25 protein-coding genes are annotated in these 20,545 nt (G+C 72.1%); 12 read left to right on the top strand and 13 right to left on the bottom strand.

Annotation, left to right across the window (positions count from 1 at the left end; genetic code table 11):
• Nucleotides 1-9: 9 nt before the first annotated feature.
• The 4 genes from purM to arfB are packed head-to-tail and all read left to right on the top strand — an operon-like array spanning nt 10 to nt 2,937.
• Nucleotides 10-1,092, top strand: coding sequence for a phosphoribosylformylglycinamidine cyclo-ligase (purM, locus tag ACRDTB_RS18810; protein WP_431431969.1), 1,083 nt, complete (start codon nt 10-12; stop codon nt 1,090-1,092).
• A gap of 54 nt (nt 1,093-1,146) precedes the next feature.
• Nucleotides 1,147-1,713: a SigE family RNA polymerase sigma factor gene (locus ACRDTB_RS18805; RefSeq protein WP_431431967.1), complete on the top strand. Its 567-nt coding sequence runs from the start codon at nt 1,147-1,149 to the stop codon at nt 1,711-1,713.
• The gene (locus ACRDTB_RS18800; RefSeq protein ID WP_431431965.1) at nt 1,710-2,519 is read left to right on the top strand and encodes a hypothetical protein; all 810 of its coding nucleotides are present in this window, start codon (nt 1,710-1,712) and stop codon (nt 2,517-2,519) included. The genes ACRDTB_RS18805 and ACRDTB_RS18800 overlap by 4 nt, the downstream gene beginning before the upstream one ends.
• Nucleotides 2,512-2,937 carry an alternative ribosome rescue aminoacyl-tRNA hydrolase ArfB gene (gene arfB, locus ACRDTB_RS18795; RefSeq protein ID WP_431431963.1) on the top strand — a complete coding sequence of 142 codons (426 nt, stop codon included), beginning with the start codon at nt 2,512-2,514 and terminating at the stop codon, nt 2,935-2,937. Before ACRDTB_RS18800 ends, arfB begins: the two co-directional genes overlap by 8 nt.
• Before the next feature lie 130 nt (nt 2,938-3,067).
• Here arfB and ACRDTB_RS18790 read toward each other — a convergent pair whose 3' ends face one another.
• Complete coding sequence (locus tag ACRDTB_RS18790) at nt 3,068-4,075, bottom strand: LacI family DNA-binding transcriptional regulator (RefSeq protein ID WP_431431961.1); 1,008 nt, start codon at nt 4,073-4,075, stop codon at nt 3,068-3,070.
• An 81-nt stretch (nt 4,076-4,156) separates the two neighbouring features.
• Here ACRDTB_RS18790 and ACRDTB_RS18785 point away from each other — a divergent pair, with 81 nt between their 5' ends.
• From ACRDTB_RS18785 to iolD, 6 genes are all read left to right on the top strand, one after another.
• Nucleotides 4,157-5,170 carry a Gfo/Idh/MocA family protein gene (locus ACRDTB_RS18785; RefSeq protein WP_431431959.1) on the top strand — a complete coding sequence of 338 codons (1,014 nt, stop codon included), beginning with the start codon at nt 4,157-4,159 and terminating at the stop codon, nt 5,168-5,170.
• Nucleotides 5,167-6,045, top strand: a complete 879-nt coding sequence (locus ACRDTB_RS18780) for a TIM barrel protein (RefSeq protein WP_431431957.1) — start codon at nt 5,167-5,169, stop codon at nt 6,043-6,045. The genes ACRDTB_RS18785 and ACRDTB_RS18780 overlap by 4 nt, the downstream gene beginning before the upstream one ends.
• 30 nt (nt 6,046-6,075) lie before the next feature.
• Entirely contained in the window at nt 6,076-7,098 is a 1,023-nt protein-coding gene (locus ACRDTB_RS18775) for a sugar ABC transporter substrate-binding protein (RefSeq protein ID WP_431431956.1), read from the top strand.
• 10 nt (nt 7,099-7,108) lie between these two features.
• On the top strand, nt 7,109-8,170 hold the full coding sequence (locus ACRDTB_RS18770; protein WP_431431954.1) for an ABC transporter permease: 1,062 nt from the start codon (nt 7,109-7,111) through the stop codon (nt 8,168-8,170).
• On the top strand, nt 8,167-8,958 hold the full coding sequence (locus ACRDTB_RS18765) for an ATP-binding cassette domain-containing protein (protein WP_431431952.1): 792 nt from the start codon (nt 8,167-8,169) through the stop codon (nt 8,956-8,958). The genes ACRDTB_RS18770 and ACRDTB_RS18765 overlap by 4 nt, the downstream gene beginning before the upstream one ends.
• 71 nt (nt 8,959-9,029) lie before the next feature.
• Nucleotides 9,030-10,901 carry a 3D-(3,5/4)-trihydroxycyclohexane-1,2-dione acylhydrolase (decyclizing) gene (gene iolD / locus ACRDTB_RS18760; protein ID WP_431431950.1) on the top strand — a complete coding sequence of 624 codons (1,872 nt, stop codon included), beginning with the start codon at nt 9,030-9,032 and terminating at the stop codon, nt 10,899-10,901.
• Between the two features lie 9 nt (nt 10,902-10,910).
• Here the strand turns inward: iolD and ACRDTB_RS18755 are convergent, their stop codons facing one another.
• Nucleotides 10,911-11,090 carry a DUF3073 domain-containing protein gene (locus ACRDTB_RS18755; RefSeq protein WP_431431948.1) on the bottom strand — a complete coding sequence of 60 codons (180 nt, stop codon included), beginning with the start codon at nt 11,088-11,090 and terminating at the stop codon, nt 10,911-10,913.
• A gap of 197 nt (nt 11,091-11,287) precedes the next feature.
• Here ACRDTB_RS18755 and ACRDTB_RS18750 point away from each other — a divergent pair, with 197 nt between their 5' ends.
• A complete protein-coding gene (locus ACRDTB_RS18750) occupies nt 11,288-12,178 on the top strand; it encodes a hypothetical protein (RefSeq protein ID WP_431431946.1) in 891 nt (296 codons plus the stop codon).
• A 204-nt stretch (nt 12,179-12,382) separates the two neighbouring features.
• On the opposite strand, the gene ACRDTB_RS18745 is transcribed toward ACRDTB_RS18750, so the two are convergent.
• Genes ACRDTB_RS18745 through ACRDTB_RS18730 form a run of 4 tightly spaced genes read right to left on the bottom strand, consistent with a single transcriptional unit; the run spans nt 12,383 to nt 15,418 of the window.
• Nucleotides 12,383-12,955: an aerial mycelium formation protein gene (locus ACRDTB_RS18745; RefSeq protein WP_431431944.1), complete on the bottom strand. Its 573-nt coding sequence runs from the start codon at nt 12,953-12,955 to the stop codon at nt 12,383-12,385.
• Between the two features lie 48 nt (nt 12,956-13,003).
• Nucleotides 13,004-13,831, bottom strand: coding sequence for a 3-keto-5-aminohexanoate cleavage protein (locus ACRDTB_RS18740; protein ID WP_431431942.1), 828 nt, complete (start codon nt 13,829-13,831; stop codon nt 13,004-13,006).
• A gap of 28 nt (nt 13,832-13,859) precedes the next feature.
• Nucleotides 13,860-14,978, bottom strand: a complete 1,119-nt coding sequence (locus ACRDTB_RS18735) for a YgfZ/GcvT domain-containing protein (RefSeq protein WP_431431940.1) — start codon at nt 14,976-14,978, stop codon at nt 13,860-13,862.
• A complete protein-coding gene (locus ACRDTB_RS18730) occupies nt 14,975-15,418 on the bottom strand; it encodes a Fur family transcriptional regulator (RefSeq protein ID WP_431431985.1) in 444 nt (147 codons plus the stop codon). The genes ACRDTB_RS18735 and ACRDTB_RS18730 overlap by 4 nt, the downstream gene beginning before the upstream one ends.
• Nucleotides 15,419-15,468: 50 nt before the next feature.
• Here ACRDTB_RS18730 and ACRDTB_RS18725 point away from each other — a divergent pair, with 50 nt between their 5' ends.
• Nucleotides 15,469-16,314 (top strand): aminodeoxychorismate lyase, encoded by an 846-nt coding sequence (locus tag ACRDTB_RS18725; protein ID WP_431431938.1) that lies wholly within the window; start codon nt 15,469-15,471, stop codon nt 16,312-16,314.
• A 222-nt stretch (nt 16,315-16,536) separates the two neighbouring features.
• Here the strand turns inward: ACRDTB_RS18725 and ACRDTB_RS18720 are convergent, their stop codons facing one another.
• The 7 genes from ACRDTB_RS18720 to ACRDTB_RS18690 form a co-directional block, all read right to left on the bottom strand.
• A complete protein-coding gene (locus ACRDTB_RS18720; protein WP_431431984.1) occupies nt 16,537-17,100 on the bottom strand; it encodes an FABP family protein in 564 nt (187 codons plus the stop codon).
• 68 nt (nt 17,101-17,168) lie between these two features.
• Nucleotides 17,169-17,297, bottom strand: coding sequence for a hypothetical protein (locus ACRDTB_RS18715; RefSeq protein WP_431431936.1), 129 nt, complete (start codon nt 17,295-17,297; stop codon nt 17,169-17,171).
• Between the two features lie 65 nt (nt 17,298-17,362).
• On the bottom strand, nt 17,363-17,671 hold the full coding sequence (locus ACRDTB_RS18710) for a DUF1416 domain-containing protein (RefSeq protein WP_431431935.1): 309 nt from the start codon (nt 17,669-17,671) through the stop codon (nt 17,363-17,365).
• 21 nt (nt 17,672-17,692) lie between these two features.
• The gene (locus ACRDTB_RS18705) at nt 17,693-18,535 is read right to left on the bottom strand and encodes a sulfurtransferase (RefSeq protein ID WP_431431933.1); all 843 of its coding nucleotides are present in this window, start codon (nt 18,533-18,535) and stop codon (nt 17,693-17,695) included.
• Nucleotides 18,532-18,972, bottom strand: a complete 441-nt coding sequence (locus tag ACRDTB_RS18700) for a DUF4395 domain-containing protein (protein WP_431431930.1) — start codon at nt 18,970-18,972, stop codon at nt 18,532-18,534. The genes ACRDTB_RS18705 and ACRDTB_RS18700 overlap by 4 nt, the downstream gene beginning before the upstream one ends.
• A gap of 258 nt (nt 18,973-19,230) precedes the next feature.
• Entirely contained in the window at nt 19,231-19,647 is a 417-nt protein-coding gene (locus tag ACRDTB_RS18695; protein ID WP_431431928.1) for a TlpA family protein disulfide reductase, read from the bottom strand.
• Complete coding sequence (locus ACRDTB_RS18690; protein WP_431431926.1) at nt 19,644-20,537, bottom strand: LmeA family phospholipid-binding protein; 894 nt, start codon at nt 20,535-20,537, stop codon at nt 19,644-19,646. The genes ACRDTB_RS18695 and ACRDTB_RS18690 overlap by 4 nt, the downstream gene beginning before the upstream one ends.
• Nucleotides 20,538-20,545 lie beyond the last annotated feature (8 nt).

Below are 20,545 nucleotides of genomic sequence, written 5' to 3'. Positions count from 1 at the left end.
CCGGGAACCATGACCGACACCAGCAACACCCCGCACGCGACCTATGCCGCCGCGGGGGTGAGCATCGAGGCCGGTGAGCAGGCGGTCGAACAGCTGAAGCCGTTCGCCGAGAAGGCGGTCCGGCCCGAGGTGCTCGCCGGGATCGGCGGGTTCGCGGGCCTGTTCAAGCTCAAGCTGGACCGCTGGAGGGAGCCGGTCCTCGCGGCGTCCACGGACGGCGTAGGCACCAAGATCGCGGTGGCGCAGGCGCTCGACGTGCACGACACGGTCGGGATCGACCTCGTCGCCATGGTCGTCGACGACCTGGTGGTGTGCGGCGCCGAGCCGATGTTCCTGCAGGACTACATCGCGGTCGGCACCATGCTCCCGGAGCGGATCGCGGCCCTGGTCAAGGGCGTCTCGGAGGGCTGCGTGCGGGCCGGCTGCGCGCTGCTCGGCGGCGAGACCGCGGAGCACCCGGGCCTGATGGCCGACGGTGCCTACGACCTGTCGGCCACCGGTGTCGGCGTCGTCGAGGCGGACGCGGTGCTCGGGCCGGAGCGGGTGCGGCCGGGCGACGTGGTGATCGGCATGGGCTCCTCGGGGCTGCACTCCAACGGCTACTCGCTGGCCCGGCACGTGCTGCTGGACATCGGCCGGATGCCGCTCGAAGGGCAGGTCGAGGAGTTCGGCCGCACGCTGGGCGAGGAGCTGCTCGAGCCGACCCGCATCTACGCCAAGGACTGCCTCGCCGTCGTCGCCGAGGCCGACGTCCGGACGTTCGCGCACGTCACCGGCGGCGGCATGGCGTCGAACGTGGCCCGGGTGATCCCGCCGGGGCTGCGGGCGTCGCTCGACCGCGGTACGTGGACGCCCGCACCGGTGTTCTCGATGATCGCGCAGCGCGGCCGGGTCGAGCGGCAGGAGATGGAGCGCACGTTCAACATGGGCGTCGGGATGGTGGCCGTGGTGGCACCGGAGGACGTCGACCGGGCTCTGGCGGTGCTCACCGCGCGGCACGTCCCGGCCTGGGTACTCGGCGAGATCGCCCCGCTGGGTGACGATCCGGACGCGGCGCGCGCCGAGCTCATCGGTGATCACCCTCGTTTCTAGGCAACCGCGTCCGGGACACCGCCGTACTACGGGGGACGAGAGGAACGCAGGTCCGTGCCAGACCGCGATGCGGAGTTCGGGGAGTACCTCGAGAGCCGGGCCGTCGTCATGCGCCGGACCGCGTACCTGTTGTGTGGAGGTGACTGGCATCGGGCGGAGGATCTCGTGCAGACCACGCTGACGAAGATCTACGTCGCGTGGTCCCGGATACGGCGCGACGGCAGCGTCGACGCGTACTCCCGCAAGGTCATGGTGCGGGCGGCGATCGACGAGTCCCGGCGGGCGTACCGGCGGCGCGAGGCGGTGGTCGGCGAGCTGCCGGAGACGGAGGCGTCGCTGCCCGCGGGGGTGGAGGACGCGGTCGACGTGCGGCGGGCACTGGCCCGGCTGCCGGCCGGTCAGCGTGCGGTCGTGGTGCTGCGGTACTGGGAGGACCTGACGGTCGCGGAGACCGCGGCGGCGCTGGGCAAGAGCGAGGGGACGATCAAGAGCCAGGCGTCGAAGGGGCTCGCGGCGCTGCGCCGGATGCTGTCCGAGTCCGGCTATTCGGGGTCGGCCGGCGCGCCCGGCTCCGCCGACCCGTCCCGCTCCGCCGGTGACCGGGAGGCGGGTGCGTCATGAGTTCGTCGTCCGACGACGAGGACGTCAAGGCGCTGCTCGGTCGCGCGCTCGCCGGCGAGCCGCCGCTGACGCTGGACCGGGACGAGGTGTTCCGGACCGGCAGGCGCAAGCTGCGCAACCGCCGGGTGTTCTCCGCCGGGGGCGCGATCGCCGGTGTCGTGGCGGCCGCGGTCGGGGCGGTCCTGGTGACGGGTCTGCTCGCCGGGGAGACCGGGCGGGAGCTGCCGCCCGCGGCGAGCCGGACCGGCCATCCGGTCCCGTCCGGCCCGTCGTCGACCACGGCGGCCGGCCCGTCGTCCGCACCGGCCCGGCCGCCGCTGTCGGTGAACCAGGCGGACCGGCTGACGGCGTTGCTGGCCAAGTCCCGGGTGCTCGACGCGGACACGGAGCTGACGGCGATCGGCGGCGGTGAGGCGAGGTTCCGGCCGGGGACCGACGCCTACGAGCTGGAGGCGGACGTGAGCTCGTCGTCCGCGGAGGGCTCGCTGTCCGTGTCGGTCGGCTGGGCGGATGCCGCGACTGGGGTCGGCTGCGAGTGGATCGAGGACCGCAACGCCGGGTGCGAGGTGCGGACGGTGGCCGGGAGCCTGGTAGCGGTGGCGACGTCGAAGGACTCCGACACGGGCGTGAAGCGGTACACGGTGTTCATGGTCCGGCCGGACGGGACGAGCGTGACCGCGAGCGCCTCGAACCTGTCGGAACGCCAGCGGCGGAACGGAAAGCGGCCGACGGACAAGCTCCCGGTCGTGGACGCCGGCACGCTGGTCGGGATCGCCGCGAACGCCGGCCTCAGGTTCCATGGCTGACCTTCGGGTGACCGGTCACCTGGTGATCCCCGCGGCCGAGTTGCACGAGCGCTTCTCCCGTTCCTCCGGCCCGGGTGGCCAGGGCGTCAACACGACGGACAGCCGGGTCGAGCTGTCGTTCGACGTGGCCCGCTCGCCGTCGATTCCGCCGTGGCTGCGTGACCGGGTGCTGGCACGCCTGTCGTCCCGCCTGGTGGGCGGCGTCCTGACCGTGGTCGCCTCGGAACACCGGGCCCAGCTGGCGAACCGTGCCGCGGCCCGCCAGCGGTTGGCGGCCCTGCTGCGGGCGGCCGCCGAGCCCCCGCCCGCGAAGCGCCGCCCGACGAAGCCGACGCGAGGAGCGAAGGAACGCCGCCTGGCGGAAAAACGCCGCCGCGCCGCGACGAAACGCGGCCGCCGAGCCACCGACGACGACTGATCCAGAGTTGTCCACAATGGTCACAGTTGTCCACAGCAACGCCGTGACCACGTGTTTCGTCAGTCCCCACCGGTAGACTGGCACGTGTGGGCGGGGTGTGGACAGGTCGGGCGGTTGTGGACAACCTCCCTCAGCGGGGGGTGGCCGTGGTCGCGCGGACGATCAGGCGGGGGCGGAGCAGGTGGCGGGCCGGCGTGGTGCGCTCGCCGCGGACGCGTTGGATCAGTGCCTCCGCGGCCAACCGGCCCATCTCGTTGCGGGGTTGGTCGATCGTGGTCAGCGCGACGTGGCGCAGGGCCGCGAGCCAGGTGTTGTCGTAGCCCACCACCGACACGTCCGCCGGCACCGACAGGCCCGCCGCCTCCAGGGCCGACAGCACGCCCACCGCGTTCAGGTCATTCGCGGCCACCACCGCGGTCGGCGGTGTCACCTCCGCGGTCGGCGGCGTGCCGAGCAGCGAACGGACCGCCGCCGCGCCCGCGGCCTCGGTGTACTCGCCGCGCACGACCCGGGGAGCCAGGCCGTGCCGCCGCATCGCCGCGACGTAGCCGGTCCGGCGCGGGGCGGCCTGCGATCCGCCGCCACCGTCGATGTGCACGATCTCCCGGTGGCCGAGCGACACCAGGTGGTCCACGGCCATCCCCGAGCCCGTCCGGCCGTCGTCGTTCACCGTGTCCACTGTGGACTGCCTGGAGGAGCGGGACACCAGGACCACCGGGGTGTGCGCCGCGGCCGCGGCGATCGAGCTCGCCGGCAGGACCGGGCCCAGCAACGCGATCCCGGCGGGGCGGAACGACTGCAGGCCGGTGAGCGCCTGGCGCTCGCGCGCCGGCCGCCGGCCGCCGGTGTTGATCACCAGCTCGAACCCGGCCGACCGCGCGTAGGAGTCCAGACCGTCGACCACCTCGGCCCAGAACGGGTTGTGCAGGTCCGACACCATCACGCCGAGCACGTGCGAGGTCCGGCTCGCGAGCGACCGCGCCATCGCGTGCGGCGAGTACCCCAGTTCCTCGGCCGCCGTCAGCACGGCCGCCCGCCGCGCCTCGCTCACCTTCGGCGAACCGCGCATGACCAGCGAGACCAGCGCCCGGGAGACGCCGGCCCGCGCGGCCACGTCCTCGATCGTCGGTCGCCCCAAGGCCCCACGCTCCTTGACACCGGTGTGACGGACATTACAGGATGTTCCGTTAGAGCGCTCTAACGACGGACGGAAGCGAACATGCGCATCGGCGTCGCCGGGGTCGGCCGGATCGGGACCATGCATGCGGCGCACCTCGCGTCGCTCGCCGCGGTCGACGAGGTGCTGCTCTACGACCCGATCGAGGGCCGGGCCGAACAGGCCGCGGCCGTCCTCGACAAGGCCCGCCCGGCGACCGGCGTGACCGGCCTGCTGGAGCAGGCCGACGGCGTCGTCGTCGCCACCCCGACCGACACGCACCCGACCCTCGTCCGCGGTTGCCTCGCCGCCGGCACGCCCACACTGTGCGAGAAGCCCATCGCCGCCGACCTCGCCGAGATGGCCGTGCTCGTCGAGGAGATCGACGCGAGCGGGACCGCCGTGCTCGTCGGCTTCCAGCGGCGGTTCGACCCCGCGGTCGTCGAGCTGCGCCGGCGCATCGTCACCGGCGAGCTCGGACCGATCTACCACGTCCGCGCCACCGGCTTCGACGCCAGCCCGCCCGACCCGGCCTACCTGCCCACGTCCGGCGGGATCTTCCGCGACCTGCTGATCCACGACCTCGACGCGGTCCCGTGGCTCGTCGGCGAGCCGGTCGCCGAGGTGTACGCGTCCGGCTCGGTCCTCGTCGACCGCGCCTTCGCCGACGCCGACGACGTCGACAACGCGGTGGCGCTGCTGCGGTTCGCCGGTGGCGCGCACGCGGTCCTGCACGGCGGCCGGCACGACCCGCTCGGCTACGACCACCGCATCGAAGTACTCGGCGGCATGGACTCGGTGGCCGTCGGGCTCGACCCGCGCACCCCGCTCACCTCGCTCGAGCCGGACGGGCCGCGCGTGAACAGCGACGCCTACCCGGGCTTCCCCGAACGGTTCCGGCGCGCGTACCGCAACGAGATGCAGGTGTTCGTCGACGTCATCGGCGGCCGCGCGGACAACCCGTCGCCCGCCCGGGACAGCCTGGTCAGCCTGCGCCTGGCCGAGGCGTGCGAGCGCTCGCGGCGCACCGGGGCGCCGGTCCGCATCAACGACGGCGACGGGGGGAGCACGCCATGAGGATCGCCGCGGCACCGATCTCCTGGGGCGTCTGCGAGGTCCCGGGCTGGGGCCGGATGCTCGAGCCCTCGACCGTCCTGGGCGAGATGGCCGACCTGGGCATCACCGCCACCGAGCTCGGCCCGCCCGGATACCTGCCGACCGAGCCCGCCTCGCTGCGCGCGCTGCTCGACGAGCACGCGCTGGGCCTCGTCGGTGGGTTCCTCGCCGTCGCCCTGCACGACGAGACGGCCCGGAAGTCCACAGTGGACGAAGCGGCGCGGAGTGCGGAGCTGCTCGCGGCCGCCGGCGCGGACGTCCTGGTGCTGGCGGCGGCCACCGGGCTCGACGGCTACGACGATCGCCCGGCCCTGTCCCCGGCCGCGTGGCGGACGCTCGTCGAGATCGCGGGCCTGATCCGCGACCGGGCCGCGCGCGCGGGCCTGCGGACCGCGCTGCACCCGCACGTCGGCACCCACGTGGAGACCACGGCGGAGGTCGACCGGTTCCTCGCCGACTCCGACCTGCCGCTGTGCGTGGACACCGGCCACCTGCTCATCGGCGGCACCGATCCCGTCGAGCTCGTGCGCGCCGCCCCGCACCGGGTCGGTCACGTGCACCTCAAGGACGTCCGTGCCGACCTCGCCGAGGCGGTGCGGGACGGGCGGATCAGCTACACCGAAGCGGTCGCGCGGGGCGTCTACGTGCCGCTCGGGGAGGGCGACGTCGACCTCCCCGAGCTGCTGAAGCTGTTGCGCGACAACGACTACGACGGCTGGTACGTGCTCGAGCAGGACACCGCGCTGCCCGAGCACGGTGCCGACGAGACCGGTGCGGACGAGCTGCCGCGCCGGGCCACCGCACGCAGCCTGGCCTTCCTGGATTCGGTCCACTGAGGACATCAGGCAGTGAGACGGGAGACGACGATGTCTGACCGAGGGCGACGAAAGCCCAACCTCCTGGCCGCCGCGCTGGCGGCCATGGTGACGGCGACCGCCATGGTGCTCGCCGCGTGCACCGGGCCGACCGCGGAGTCGGAGACCGCCCCGGGCGGAGGTGGTGGCCGGGCCGGCGAGTTCGACCCCGACGCCCCGCTCGACTTCGCGGTCATCACCCACGGCGCCGAGGGTGACGCCTTCTGGAGTGTGGTGAAGAACGGCGCCGAGGCGGCCGGCCGCGAGCTGGGCGTCACGGTGACCTACGTGTCCGACGACGACCCGGGCGCGCAGGCCAAGCTCATCGACAACGCCGTGGCGCAGGGCAAGACCGGGCTGGTGGTGTCGATGGCGAACCCCGACGCGCTCGAGGACTCCATCGTGGCGGCGGTGCGCGCCGGCATCCCGGTGGTCACGATCAACTCCGGGTCCGAGAGCAGCAGGGAGTTCGGTGCGATCGCGCACGTCGGCCAGGACGAGAGGATCGCCGGGCGGGCCGCCGGAGAGCGGTTCGCCGACGCCGGCAAGACGAAGATGCTCTGCGTCATCCACGAGGCCGGCAACACCGGCCTGAACGACCGCTGCGACGGCGCCCGCGAGGGTTTCGGCGGTGAGGTGGAAAACCTTCAGGTGGACATCAACAACCCCACCGACATCGAGGCACGCATCAAGGGCGCGCTGCAGACCAACACCGACGTCGACTCGGTGCTGACGCTGTCATCGCAGGTCGCCGACCGCGCGGTGACCGCCGCGCAGGGCGCCGGTTCGAGCGCCCAGATCGCCACGTTCGACCTGAACACGGGCGTGGTCGACGCCGTCCGGGACGGCACCGTCCTGTTCGCCGTGGACCAGCAGCAGTACCAGCAGGGCTACCTGCCGATCATGATGCTCAAGCTGTACCGGCAGAACGGGAACACCCTCGGCGGCGGGCAGTCCGTGCTCACCGGCCCGGGGTTCGTCGACAAGTCCAATGCGGACCTGGTGCGTCCGTACACCGAACGCGGCACGCGGTGAGGAGCGGCACATGGTTACCACAACGGTAGAACCCGACCCGGAACCCGCGGCCATCGACGAGCGACTGACCACACCCACGCTGGCGAACCGGCTGGTGGTGCGGCCGGAGATCGGCGCGCTGCTCGGCGCCGTGGTCGTGTTCGTCTTCTTCTCGATCGTCGCCGACAAGTTCCTCACCCTGAGCGGCGTCGCGACCTGGCTGGACGACTCCGCGACGCTGGGCATCATGGCGGTCGCCGTGGCGCTGCTGATGATCGGCGGCGAGTTCGACCTGTCCGCCGGCGTGATGACCGCGTCCACGGCGCTGGTCACGGCGATCTTCGCGACGCAGGTCGGGCTGAACGTGTGGCTCGCGCTGTTGCTCTCGCTCGTGTTCGCGCTCGGCGTGGGCGCGCTGAACGGCTGGCTGGTGGTGCGGACCGGGCTGCCGAGCTTCATCGTCACGCTCGGCACGTTCCTCGCGCTGCAGGGACTCAACCTCGGCGTCACCAGGCTGATCACCGACTCGGTGCAGGTGAGCGGGATGCGCAGCGCGGAGGGCTACGAGTCGGCGGGCTTCGTGTTCGCCTCCTGGGTCGACACCGGGGACACGAACTTCCAGATCTCCATCGTGTGGTGGCTGGGCTTCGCCGCGGTCGCCGCGTGGATCCTGCTGCGCACCAAGTTCGGCAACTGGATCTTCGCGGTCGGCGGGGCGGCGCCGAGCGCGCGGGCGGTCGGCGTGCCGGTGGCGCGGACGAAGATCCTGCTGTTCATGGGCACCGCGCTGGCCGGGTGGCTGGTGGGGTCGATCAACATCCTGCGGTTCACGACCGTGCAGGCGAACCAGGGCATCGGGCTGGAGTTCCAGTTCATCATCGCGGCGGTGATCGGCGGCTGCCTGCTCACCGGCGGGTTCGGCTCGGCCATCGGTGCCGCGATCGGCGCCCTGATCTTCGGCATGGCGCGCCAGGGCATCGTGTTCGCGAACTGGAACAGCGACTGGTTCATGCTCTTCCTCGGCATCATGCTGCTGGGCGCGGTGCTGGTGAACAACACCTTCCGGCGGCGAGCGGAAAGGGTCCGGCGGTGACATCAACAGACAGTGCGCTCATCGAGGTCCAGGACATCGGCAAGAACTACGGCAGCGTGATCGCGCTGCGCGAAGTGTCCACTGTGGTCAACGCGGGCGAGGTGACCTGCGTGCTCGGTGACAACGGCGCCGGGAAGTCCACTCTGATCAAGGTGCTCGCCGGCGTGCACCAGCACGACGCCGGGCAGTTCCTGGTCAGCGGCGAGCCGGTGCGGTTCTCCTCGCCGCGCGAAGCGCTCGAGCGCGGCGTCGCGACCGTCTACCAGGACCTGGCCGTGGTGCCGCTGATGAGCGTGTGGCGCAACTTCTTCCTCGGCTCGGAGCCGACGCTGGGGGTCGGGCCGCTCCAGCGGCTCGATCGCCGCAGGGGCAAGGAGACCGCGCGCACGGCGCTCGCCGAGATGGGCATCGACCTGCGGGATGTCGAGCAGCCGGTCGGCACGCTCTCCGGCGGCGAGCGGCAGTGCGTGGCGATCGCGCGTGCGGTGTACTTCGGCGCGAAGGTGCTGATCCTGGACGAGCCGACCGCCGCGCTCGGCGTGAAGCAGTCCGGCGTGGTGCTGCGGTACGTGGCGCAGGCCCGCGACCGCGGGCTCGGCGTCGTGCTGATCACGCACAACCCGCACCACGCCTACCCGGTCGGCAACCGGTTCCTGATCCTCAAGCGGGGTCGCAGCCTCGGCTCGATGGAGAAGTCCGAGATCACGGTCGAGGAGCTGACCCGGCAGATGGCCGGCGGCGCGGAGCTGGAGGCGTTGGAGCACGAGCTGCGGGAGGTCGCCAGCTAGGAAGGACGCCTTCCGGACGCTCATCGTCCGGAAGGCGTCCTTCCAGGCCGGCAGGCGAGGAGGTGGGCACGGTGAGGTTGACGGCCGCGCGGGCGCTGGTTCGCTGGCTCGTCGCGCAGCGCGGCGCGCTGCTGGACGGCACGGAGGTGCCGCTGTTCCCGGGTGTGTTCGCGATCTTCGGGCACGGCAACGTGCTGGGCCTGGGGACCGCGCTGTCCGAGCAGCCCGACCTCCCGGTGTGGCGCGGTCACAACGAGCAGGGCATGGCGCTGGCGGCGGTGGGCTACGCGAAGGCAACCCACCGCCGCCAGGTCGGCGTCGCCACGTCCTCGATCGGGCCGGGTGCGCTGAACATGGTGACCGCGGCCGGGGTCGCGCACGCCAACCGGTTGCCGCTGCTCCTGCTCCCCGGCGACACGTTCGTCAACCGCGCGCCGGACCCGGTGCTGCAGCAGGTCGAGCACTTCGACGACGCGACGGCCACGGTCAACGACGCGTTCCGGGCGGTCAGCCGCTACTTCGACCGGATCACCCGACCCGAGCAGCTGATCGCGACGCTGCCGCAGGTCGCCCGGGTGCTCACCGATCCGGCCGACTGCGGGCCGGTCACGCTGGCGTTGCCGCAGGACGTGCAGGCCGACGCGTTCGACTTCCCCGACGTTCTCTTCGAGCCGGTCGTACACCACGTGCCGCGGCCGCGGCCGGACCGGCACGCGCTGGCCCGGGTGGCCGACGCGGTCGCGGCGTCGCGCCGCCCGCTGCTGGTGCTCGGCGGCGGCGTGCGGTACTCCGGGGCCACGCACCGCGCGCTCGCGTTCGCGGAGCGGCACGGCGTGCCGGTGGTCGAGACCACCGCCGGCCGCACGCTGGTGCCGCACGACCATCCGCTGCACGCGGGTCCGCTCGGCATCACCGGCTCGGCGTCGGCCAACGCGCTCGCCGCCGAGGCCGATCTGGTGCTCGCGGTCGGCACCCGGTTGCAGGACTTCACCACGGCGTCGTGGTCGGTGTTCGCGCCGGACGTGCGGCTGGTCACGGTCAACACCGCGCGGTTCGACGCGGTCAAGCACGGCGCGCTGGCGCTCGTGGCGGACGCGGACGAGGCACTCGGCGAGCTCGCCGGCCTGCTCGACTCGTGGCGGATCTCGGCGTCGTGGACCGCGCGTGCCGGCGTCGAGCGGTCCCGTTGGGACGCCTACGTCGACGGGCTCCGCGAGCCCGCGGCCGGCCCGCCGACCTACGCGCAGGTCGTGGGCGTGGTCAACGAGGAGAGCGCGCCCGGCGACTACGTGATGACCGCGTCCGGCGGGCTGCCCGGCGAGCTGATCGGCGGCTGGCGCGCGCCCGGCGGGGCGGAGCCGGGCATGGATGTCGAGTACGGCTTCTCGTGCATGGGCTACGAGATCGCCGGGGCGTGGGGCGCGGCGATGGCTTTCTCTGCGGCCCGGCCGTCCGGTGTGGTCACGACGCTGCTCGGCGACGGCTCGTACCTGATGCTCAACTCCGAGCTGTTCTCGGCCGCGTTCGCCGGCCACGGCTTCGTCGCGGTCGTGTGCGACAACGACGGCTACGCCGTGATCGACCGGCTACAGCGCGGCAACGGCGCACCGGGGTTCAACAACATGTACGCCGACGCGCGAACGCTGCAAACGCGACCGCCACGTGTGGACTTCGCCTCGCACGCGGCCGCGCTCGGCGCTGCCGTGCTGTCCGTACTGGACCTCGCGGACCTGCGGGAGGCGTACCGGCAGGCGCGCGACCACGCACGAGCCGGCCGGGTGGCCGTCGTGGTGGTCCGCACCCACCCGTCCTCGTGGACGGACGCGGGAGCGTGGTGGGAGGTCGGCGTGCCGGAGCACTCGGCGTACCCCGCAGTCACCGACGCCCGTCGGACGTCGGACAAGGCAAAGTCGGACCAGGTGCGCTACCTGGCCCACCCCTGAACCAGACGATCAACGACGGTAGTCGTCGTCCTCGAAGTCGTCCTCGTCGACACGGTCCTCACCGTTGCCGCCCGCTGGGGACTGGTTCGAGAGCTCTCGTTGCAGAGCTTCGAAGTCCGTGTGGGGAGTGCTGTATTTGAGCTCTCGGGCTACCTTGGTCTGCTTAGCCTTCGCCCGGCCGCGCCCCATGGCTCGACCCCCTCGCACAGTGACGGGGCGGCCGGGGGAATCGGCGGCCCCGCAGATCTCGACATTTGGTTCCTGGTAACTACCGTACCGTGCCGACGGGGTTCTGTGCGAAGGGGCACGGCGTTCGCCAAAGGCACTTCGGTGCCCTGATCGCCCCGTGGCCGATGGCTCGGGCATGCCGTGACACGATGCCTCTCGTGCCCCGACCGTTCGTCGCCTACCTCAGGGTGTACGAACCGCTGTCCGCGTTCTCCGAACCGGTCGCGAAGCGGCACCGGGAGGCACTCGAGCTCGGTCACATGGACTACGCCGCCGCCGGCGAACGCGAGCGGGACATGTGGCTCAGATCACAATTGTCCACGCCGCCGAGGCTGCTGCCCGGCGAACTCGCGAACGGCGACCCGTCGCCCCGGGCGTTGCGCGAGGTGCTCGTCCTCGATCCGGCGGAGGTTCCCGTCGAGGCGGCCACGGTCGGTCCGGGTCCGCTGGTGTGCCCGCTGGACGTGCGGGCGCGGGCGGCGGCCGCGCTGGTCGGCTTCCTGACGTCGTCGCATCCGGCGCTGCGGGAGATGGCGCTGAGCGAGTCGCTGGACTCGGTGCGGGAGAAGGCCGCGTCGGTGCTCTCGGACCTGCCGGGCGGTGCGGTGCACATCGTGTCGACGACGTGGACCGTGCCGCTGCCGTGGTTCACGCTGGTGGACCCGGCGCACCGGCACCTCGAGGTGGCGACCCGCGAGGACGCGCGCCGGCAGGTCTGCTGGCGGGTGGCGATGGCCGACGCGCGGCGGCGGGTGGCGAAGGCGCATTCGCTGGCGGAGCGGGTGCTGGGTGACCAGGGGCCGACGAAGGTGCTGGAGGACACCGGCCGGTGGCTGGAGCACTTCCACCCGCACTCGGCGGTGGAGCTGGACTACGGCGGCCTGGTGCAGCTGCTGGACGACGAGGAGCTGGTGGAGGACACGTCGGCCGACGACGTGAACGCCATCGTGGCGGCGCTGGAGCGCGAGGACGTGGAGGAGATCGCCGGCCGCTTCGAGCGCCTGCGGGACTTCTGGGGCGACCTGGCCGTCCGCGAACGCTTCAACTAACCAACGCCGGCAATCCGAGCAAACCGCGCGCTCAGCAACCTCGTGCCCACCTAACTACCCGCGCGCACGCGCGTGCGGAACGCCAGAAACGTAAGCCCCACCCTGTCCCGGGGGCCACCCTCGATGCCAGTCTACCGGTGAGGGCTGACGAAACCGGTGGTCGCGCAAGGGCTGTGGACAACCCGGGGCCCGTGGATGACGGTTTCAGTCGGTCGGGTCCTCGCCGCGTTCGGCGGCCAGCAGGCGGTCCACGGAGGCGCTGCCCGCGCGGTAGCGGCTGCCGATCTCGTCGTTGAGCAGGTCCACGACCTTCTGTACCTCGCGCCGGCGCTGGGACACCGACGCCTCCTCCGCCGCGTACGTCCGCAGCGCCAGGTCCAGCCGCTCCGCGGGCAGTGAGCCGACATCCGACAGGTCGGCGTCCGACACGAGCGCCTCGACATGCCGGCGGTGCGCCTCCGCGCGCGACGGCTCCAGCGGCTGGTGCCGGCCCGAACCCGCCGGGGCCGGGCCGACCGCGTTGTCGGAGAGGATCTCCACCAGGCGCTCGACCACCGAGCTCGAGCCGCCTTCCACCCGCCGCTGCTGCTCCGCCTTCACGATGTCGATCCGCGCGTGCAGCAGCCGGCGCAGGTACGAGAGGTCCGTCTCCTCCTGCGCGGCGTCGTCGCGGCGCGCGCGGACCTCGGTCAGCTCCAGCTTGTTCAGGTCAGCGACGTAGTCCGGCGCGAGCACCCGGTCGATTCGCCTGCGGCCACCTGGTCGGACTTCGATCACGCCGCCCATCCTCCGGTACCGAGGGGTCCGTCGCCAACCCGGGCGGCATCAGTTGCTTTCCGCAACGCGAATCATGGAGCGGACCTCGTCCGCGGACAGGGGCGGGCGCTGCGCCAGCGACGCGAGCTCCGCGGCCCGTGCCACCAGTTGCGCGTTGTCCCGCACCCGCTCGCCGCGCGCGAACGAGATCGTGTCCTCCATGCCGACCCGCAGGTGCCCGCCGGCGGACAGAGACGCCAGCATCACCGGCAGCGTCGTGCGCCCGACGCCGGTCGCGGAGAACGTCGCGCCCTCGGGAATCGCCTGGGCCGCGGCGACCAACGTCGACGCGTCGCCCGGCATGCCGCCCGGCACGCCCATCACCAGATCGACGTGTACGTGCCCGCCCGCCGGCGGCCCGTGCTGGTCCAGCAGCCGGCGCAGCGTGGCGAGCTGGCCGAGGTCGAAGATCTCGTACTCCGGCACGATCCGCCGCTCCCGCATCCTCCGGTGCAGCTCGACGATGAACTCCCACCGGTTCATGAACACGTCGTCGCCGAAGTTGACCGTGCCCATCGTGCACGAGGCCGAGTCGGGCATCGCGTCGAGCACGCGCAGCCGGTGGGCCTCCGGGTCGGTCACCGCACCGCCGGTCGACAGCTGGACCACCAGGTTCGTCTCGGACCGCAACGCCGCCACCGTGTCCTTCAGGCGCTGCGGATCCAGCGTGGGCGCGGCGTCCTCGCCGCGGATGTGCACGTGGATCATCGCCGCGCCCGCCGCCTCACATGCCACGGCCTCGGCGACGAGCTCCTCGAGGGTGACCGGCAGGTTCGGCACGTCCGACTTCGCGTGCTCGGCGCCGGTCGGCGCGACGGTGATCAGGGTCCCTGTCATGGCCGCAGATGGTAGTGCGGGGCGCTGGTCAGCCACGCAGCCGCCGAGCGGCCTCGCGACCCAGGCCCGGAGTCGACTCGGGCACCGAGTCGGGGTCGATGGCGGCCTGCACGACGCGGTCGTCGACGCCGGCGAGCAGCTCGGCGTCGGTCGGCACGGAGTACTTCACCAGCGCGAGCGCGATCGGGCCCAGCTCGTGATGCCGGGCGACCGAGCCGACCCGCCCCACGGTTCTCTCGCCGAGCACAACCGGATCTCCGGTCTCCGGCAGCACTTCCGGCGACCCGTCCAAGTGCAGCAGCAGCATCCGGCGCGGCGGCCGGCCCACGTTGTGCACCTTCGACACCGTCTCCTGCCCGCGGTAGCAGCCCTTCGCCACGTGCGCGGCCACGTGCACCCAGCCGACCTCGTGCGGGATCGCGCGCTCGTCGGTGTCCACGCCGAGCCGCGGCCGCACGGCCTCGACCCGCAGGGCCTCGAAGCCCCACGAGCCCATCGGCCGCGCGCCCGCCTCGGTGAGCCGGGCCCACCACTCGGCCAGCGACGTGCGCGGTACCAGGAGGTCCGCGGCGAGCGCGCCGGGCCAGGGCATCCGCCGCACGATCACGTCGGTGCCGACGGCACCGCCGGTGGCCACCCCGTAGTCGGCCTCGGGCAGCGGCAGGCCGACAGTGGTCAGCAGCTCGGGCGTCTCCGGCCCGACGACCGACAGCACGGCCCGCTCCGCGGTGGCGTCCCGCGGGGTCACCTTCGACCAGAACACCATCGACTCGAGGTACTCGAGCAGCGCCACCCTGCCGCCGCGGGCACCCGTGGCGGCCGCCCCGGGCTCGGTGTCCAGCCACACGGTCTCCCCTTCGTAGGCCAGGACCAGGTGCGCGTCGACCCGGCCCTGGCTGTTCAGCACGAGCGCCTCGGTGCCGGTGTCCGCCGGCAGCTCGCTGACGTGCTGGGAGATCACGAGATGAAGCCAGGACAACCGCTCCTCGCCGGTGACCGCGATCAGCTCCCGGTGCGACCGGTCGACGACGGCGACCTTGCGCGCGGCGGCCCGCTGCTCGGCGAACGGGTCGCCGTAGTGCCACGGCACGCGCTGGTCCGGTGAGCCTTCGGGCGGCGGTACGGCGCCCGGCCGGTCGAGGGTCACGAGCTCTCCCCGGTGCAGGTCCGGCACGTGCCGGACAACGCTAGATGGCTGACATCCAGTGCGAACCCGTGGCGGGCACGCAGTGTTCCGCGCAGCTCCTCCATGACCTCGCGCGGTGCCTCGATCACGTTGCCGCACCGGTGGCACACGAGGTGGACGTGCCCGTGCTCGTGGACCGAGTAGCTGGGCGCGCCGTGGCCGAGATGGGTGTGCCGGACGATGCCGAGGCTCTCCAGCAGCTCGAGCGTGCGGTAGATCGTGGTGATGTTGACCGTCGGCGTGCGGGTCTGAACCTGCTGGCACACCTGCTCGGGGGTCGCGTGCTCCAGCTCCAGCAGGGCGTCGAGGACCAGCTGGCGCTGCGGTGTCATGCGCATGCCACGGCGGTGCAGCGTCTTCCGCAGTTGATCCCGTTCCGCGTCGATGTCGCGCAACCTCATGGTCTCCACGACACGAATCGTAGGCGCGTGGCCTGAGTAGGCTTCCGGGCATGCGGGTGCTTGCGATGCTTGATGGAACAGTGGCCGACCCCGAGGCGGCGCACATCCGGGTGGACGACCTCGGCCTGATGCGTGGCGACGGGATCTTCGAGACCGTCCTCGTGGTGGACCGCGAACCACGCGAGCTGGGCCCACATCTGGACCGGCTGGCCCGCTCGGCCGCGATGCTGGAGCTGCCGCCGCCGGACCGGGCCGCCTGGGAGCGGTGCGTCCGGGTCGTGCTGGACGCGTGGCGAGGCCCGGACGAGATGGCGCTCAAGCTCGTGTACACCCGTGGCCCGGAGTTCGGCGACGGCACGCCGACCGGGTTCGCGATGGGCATGCCGATCGGTGAGAAGACGCTGCGGAACCGCGTGACCGGCGTGCGAGCGGTGACGCTGGACCGCGGCTACGACCCGGAGATCGTGGCGCGGGCGCCGTGGCTGCTGCTGGGCGCGAAGTCGCTGTCGTACGCGGTGAACATGGCCGCGTTGCGGTACGCGGAGGCGCACGACGCCGAGGAGGCGATCTTCATCGGGGCGGACGGCTCGGTGCTGGAGGGCCCGACGTCGAACGTGGTCGTCGCGACGGGCCGGACGCTGCGCACGACCCCACCGTCGAGCGGCGTCCTGCGCGGGACGACCCAGGGCGCGCTGTTCCGGGCCGCGGAGCGGGCCGGCTGGGTGACGAAGGTGGAGCCGCTGACGCTGCCCGAGCTGCGGGAGGCGGAGGGACTCTTCCTTGCCTCGAGCGTCCGCAAGATCACCCGCGTGCACACGCTGGACGGCGAGAAGCTGCCGGACGCGAGCACGCTGCACACCGAGCTCAACGCCCTGTACGAGTCCGAGTACGCCTGACCACCGCGCCGACCCCGCCCGGTGCGAATGGACCATTCACACCGCCAAGCTGTCCACACCCCCAACCACGACCAGCGTTTCGTCAGTCCCCGCCGGTAGACTGGCGTGGCGGGGTGGCCCCCGGTGAGGGTGGGGGCCGCGGATCACGGGGCCGGGAAATCGGGCGCGGGCGTTCGATGGGCGGGCAGTTGAGGGGCGGGCGTCCAGGGCGAGAGGGCCGGGTCAGCCGGCGACTCGGCGGAGGTAGGCCGACGTGTGCGGTTGCAGGGGCTGGCCGACCATGGCGCGTTCCTCCACGTACGCCAGGTCGCCGTTGTTGACCAGGCCGTACAGGCGCTTTGCCCCCGCCACGTCCTTCGCCGACGACGTTCGCATGGTCACGTCCGTCGCCAGCTCCCAGGACGTCTGCGTGCGTGGCTCGCCGTAGAAGATCTCCACGATCCCCGTCGCGTGGGCCAGCAGCAGCTCGATCGTCTCGTCCGGCTGGGGGCGCCACCAGCCGACCTCCCGCGCAGCGGGGCGGATCACGCGACCGTCCACGTCCAGCAGCCACGCGCGCGACTCGTAGAACACGAACGGCCGGCCGTCGTGGGCGAACGTGACCTGCTGGCCGAAGTGCTGCGACTCGATCGTGGGGTACACGACCTCGCCCTCGCCGCGCCACACGCCGATCAGCGGCAGCAACGGCAGCAGCGCGTCGTGCAGGTTCGCGCCGTCGCGCAGGTTCGCCGTGTCGTTCGGGATCGGCAGGTCCGGCCATTGCGGCAGGTTTCGCTCACGCGTCATGGCGGCCCGCTCGGCCGCCGCGCGCAGCGCCGCGTCACCGCTGCCGGGAACCGGGCCCTCCGGCTCGCTCACGCGACCACCTCGACGGCCTCCGGCGCGGACTCGCGGGTCGTGTGCAGCCGGTGGGCCAGCAGGCCGAGAAACCCGGTGGCGGCGAGCGCCGCGATGATCAGCAAGGCGGTCCAGAACAGTTCCACCCGGCCGAGGATATGCGAACGCGGGACGGCCGAACCGCACGGCCGTCCCGCGTTGCGCGGAAAGCTCAGCCGACCACCACGGCCACCGGGTGCAGCCCCGGACCGTCGGCCGTCACGCTGGCCTCGCCGTTGCCGCTTCGGTGCAGCGCGCGCACGGTCCACCGGCCCGGCGCGGCGAAGAACCGGAAGTCACCGTCCTTTGAGGACACGACCTCCGCGGTGAACTCGCCGCTCGAGTCCAGCAGCCGTACGTAGGCTCCACCGACCGGCGTGCCGTCCGCGGTCACCTTGCCGCCGAGCACGATCTCCTTCGCGAGATCGATGCCCGCCGGCAGGTCCGCGGTCTGCTCCGGCGCGGCGCATCCGTCGCTCATGTCTTCTCCTCCCAGCGGGCGTCAGTGGGTACCGGGGCCGATCTCGACCGGCACGCCGACCAGCGAGCCGTACTCCGTCCAGGACCCGTCGTAGTTCTTCACGTCCGGGTAGTCGAGCAGCTCGTGCAGCGCGAACCAGGTGTGCGACGAGCGCTCACCGATGCGGCAGTACGCGATGGTGGCCTTGGACTCGTCGATCCCGGCCTCCTGGTACAGCGCCCGCAGCTCGTCGGCGGACTTGAACGTGCCGTCCTCGTTCGCCGCCTTGCTCCACGGCACGTTGATCGCGGACGGGATGTGCCCGGCGCGCTGCGCCTGCTCCTGCGGCAGGTGCGCCGGCGCGAGCAGCTTGCCCGAGAACTCGTCGGGCGAGCGGACGTCGACCAGGTTCTTGGTGTTGATGGCCCCGACGGCCTCGTCCCGGAACGCGCGGATCGAGGTGTTCTGCTCCTTGGCGGAGTAGCTGGTCTCCTCGCGGGTCACGGCGTCGGTGGACAGCGGACGGCCGTCGAGCTCCCACTTCTTGCGGCCGCCGTCGAGCAGCTGCACCGCGTCGTGGCCGTACAGCTTGAAGTACCAGTACGCGTACGCGGCGAACCAGTTGTTGTTGCCGCCGTAGAGGATGACCTTGTCGGAGTTGCCGATTCCCTTGGCGGACAGCAGCTTCTCGAAGCCGGCCCGGTCGACGAAGTCCCGGCGTACCGGGTCCTGCAGCTCGTTCTTCCAGTCGATCCTGACCGCACCGGGGATGTGGCCGCCGTCGTACGCGGAGGTGTCCTCGTCGACCTCGACGAACACCACCCCGGCGGTCCCGAGGTTCTCTTCGGCCCAGTCGGCCGTGACCAACACGTCTTCGCGGCTCATCGGAGCGCTCTCTCCTTCGTTGGGGTGATTCGTTTGATCAGCAGATACGTCTCGCAGCCGAGGCAGAACGCGAACGCGGCGTTGAGGAACGCCGCCGCCAGCGCGAACGCCGTCGCCACCAAGCCGAGTGCCGGCACGTCCAGGGCGTAGCCGAGCGTGCCGAGCACGGCGAACCCGAAACCGACGCCCTGAGCGAAGCGCAGCGGCGCCTGGTCCTCGCGCGCGCCGGTCGGCGTCAGCCTCGGCGCGACCAGGCGCCGGTAGAGCAGCGAGTACGGGGCGACCCGCAGCCCCGCGAACGCGCCGATGGCGAAAACCACGGCCTGCGCGGCGAGCAGAGGCCACCACGAGGTGACGAGGACGACCGCGAGAACGACCGTGGTGACCCATGCGGCGAACCGCGGGCCGCGAGGATCGACGGGTGGACCGGCGGACATGGACGACCTCCTGACTGCGACAGCTGGGCTGGTGGCATCGGCACCGGGAAACCAGCGCGGGCGAAGGTCCGAAGGGAGTTCGCCCGTCAGTCAGTAGCCAGACACAGGCTCGAGTCGACGCGGCAGTAGTCGACCGCACGCCGCCTCGTGAGCAGCCTGGTCAGCATCGTGTCCACGTTCAGCACACTACCGCCGGATCCCTGCTCCTGGGAGGTGCGTCCATTGGGTGGGACGGCTCGGCCGGCTGGTTTTCGCAGGTCAGGCCGTGACGAGGTGCGGGCGGAGCGCGTCGAGCAGCGCCTCACGCCTCGGCACCCCGCCGATCCGCAGGAGCTCCGTGCCGTGCCCGTCGATCGCGAGTGTGGTCGGCGTGCGCCGCACGGACAGCGCACGGGCCAGGTCGGGCCGCTCGGTGAGGTCGAGCTCGGTGTGGTGCAGGCCCTCGGTGTGCGCGGCGAGGTCGGACAGCAGCACCCGGGCCTGCCGGCACGGCGTGCAGAACGTGGTGGACAGCTGGACCAGGGTGACCGCTCCCGGGGCGAGCTCGCGGCGCACGTCCTCGGGCAGGGAGCTACGGGTGGCGGCTTGGCGGACGCGGCCGTTGCGGGCGCGCAGGGCCAGACCGGCCAAGCTCGCGAGCACGAGCGTGCCGATCAGCACCAGCGCACCGGTCATTCACCACTCCCGCCGAGCACGACGTCGAAGGCCTTGCCCTTCACCGACAGTACGCCCTGTTCGACATTCACCGCGGTGGGCGTGACCGTGAACGGCAGCTCGCCGGGGTCGAGGGTGACCGTGAGCATGGTCAGGATGTCGGCCTCGAACTGCTCGGGCAGCTCGCCGGAGCCGAGCACGCTGTTGCGCACCTCGAGCCGGGACGGGGTGAACTTGGCCTTGGCGGCCTCGATCAACGTGATCAAGCCGTATGCGCAGAAGTCGGTCTGCTCGCCACCGATGTCGCCCGAAGCGCAGATCTTCGCGCCCGCCCTCGTGTCGTCGTCGTCCTCGAGCTCCTGGGCGCGGTCGGCGGCCGCCTGCTGCTCCTCGCTGCGCTCGTCGGGGTCGGACTGCACGTCCGCCTCGCTGATCGGGTCGATGGTGAGGTTCGTGATCGAGGAGACCAGCGGGTTCTTGTTCTCCAGGATCGCCCGGCTGACGTCGGAGGCCTTGACCCGGACCTGGCCCTCGACCTCGCGGACCTCGACCTCCTTGAGCGAGCCGGACAGGAGGTCGCCGAGCGGCGCGAGCACGCCCTGCAGGTCGACGTGCACCTCCAGGTCGCGCAGCGTGTCCTGCACCGGCACACCCTTCGCGTCGATCGACACGTGGTCGTACTCGCCGGAGAAGGCCTGCGCGAGGAAGGAGAAGCCGTGCACCTTGACCGCCGGGTCGTCGGTGAGGTTGAACTGCTCGCGGGCACGTTTGGACACCTGGTACTCGAAGACCGCCGCGGCGCCGAAGTCGACGGCCACCAACAGGCCGATGATCACCACGGACGTGATGACGAGCTTGCGCGTCCGCCGTCTCCGCCTGGGCGGGGTGCGGGGCCTGCCGGGGTTCGTCATCTCTGTCG

It is taken from the genome of Actinophytocola sp. (assembly GCF_050699935.1).
In the GTDB taxonomy this organism is placed as follows: domain Bacteria; phylum Actinomycetota; class Actinomycetes; order Mycobacteriales; family Pseudonocardiaceae; genus Actinophytocola.
The sequence above is the reverse complement of the archived record's forward strand: the minus strand, read 5'-3'. Positions and strand labels throughout refer to the sequence as shown.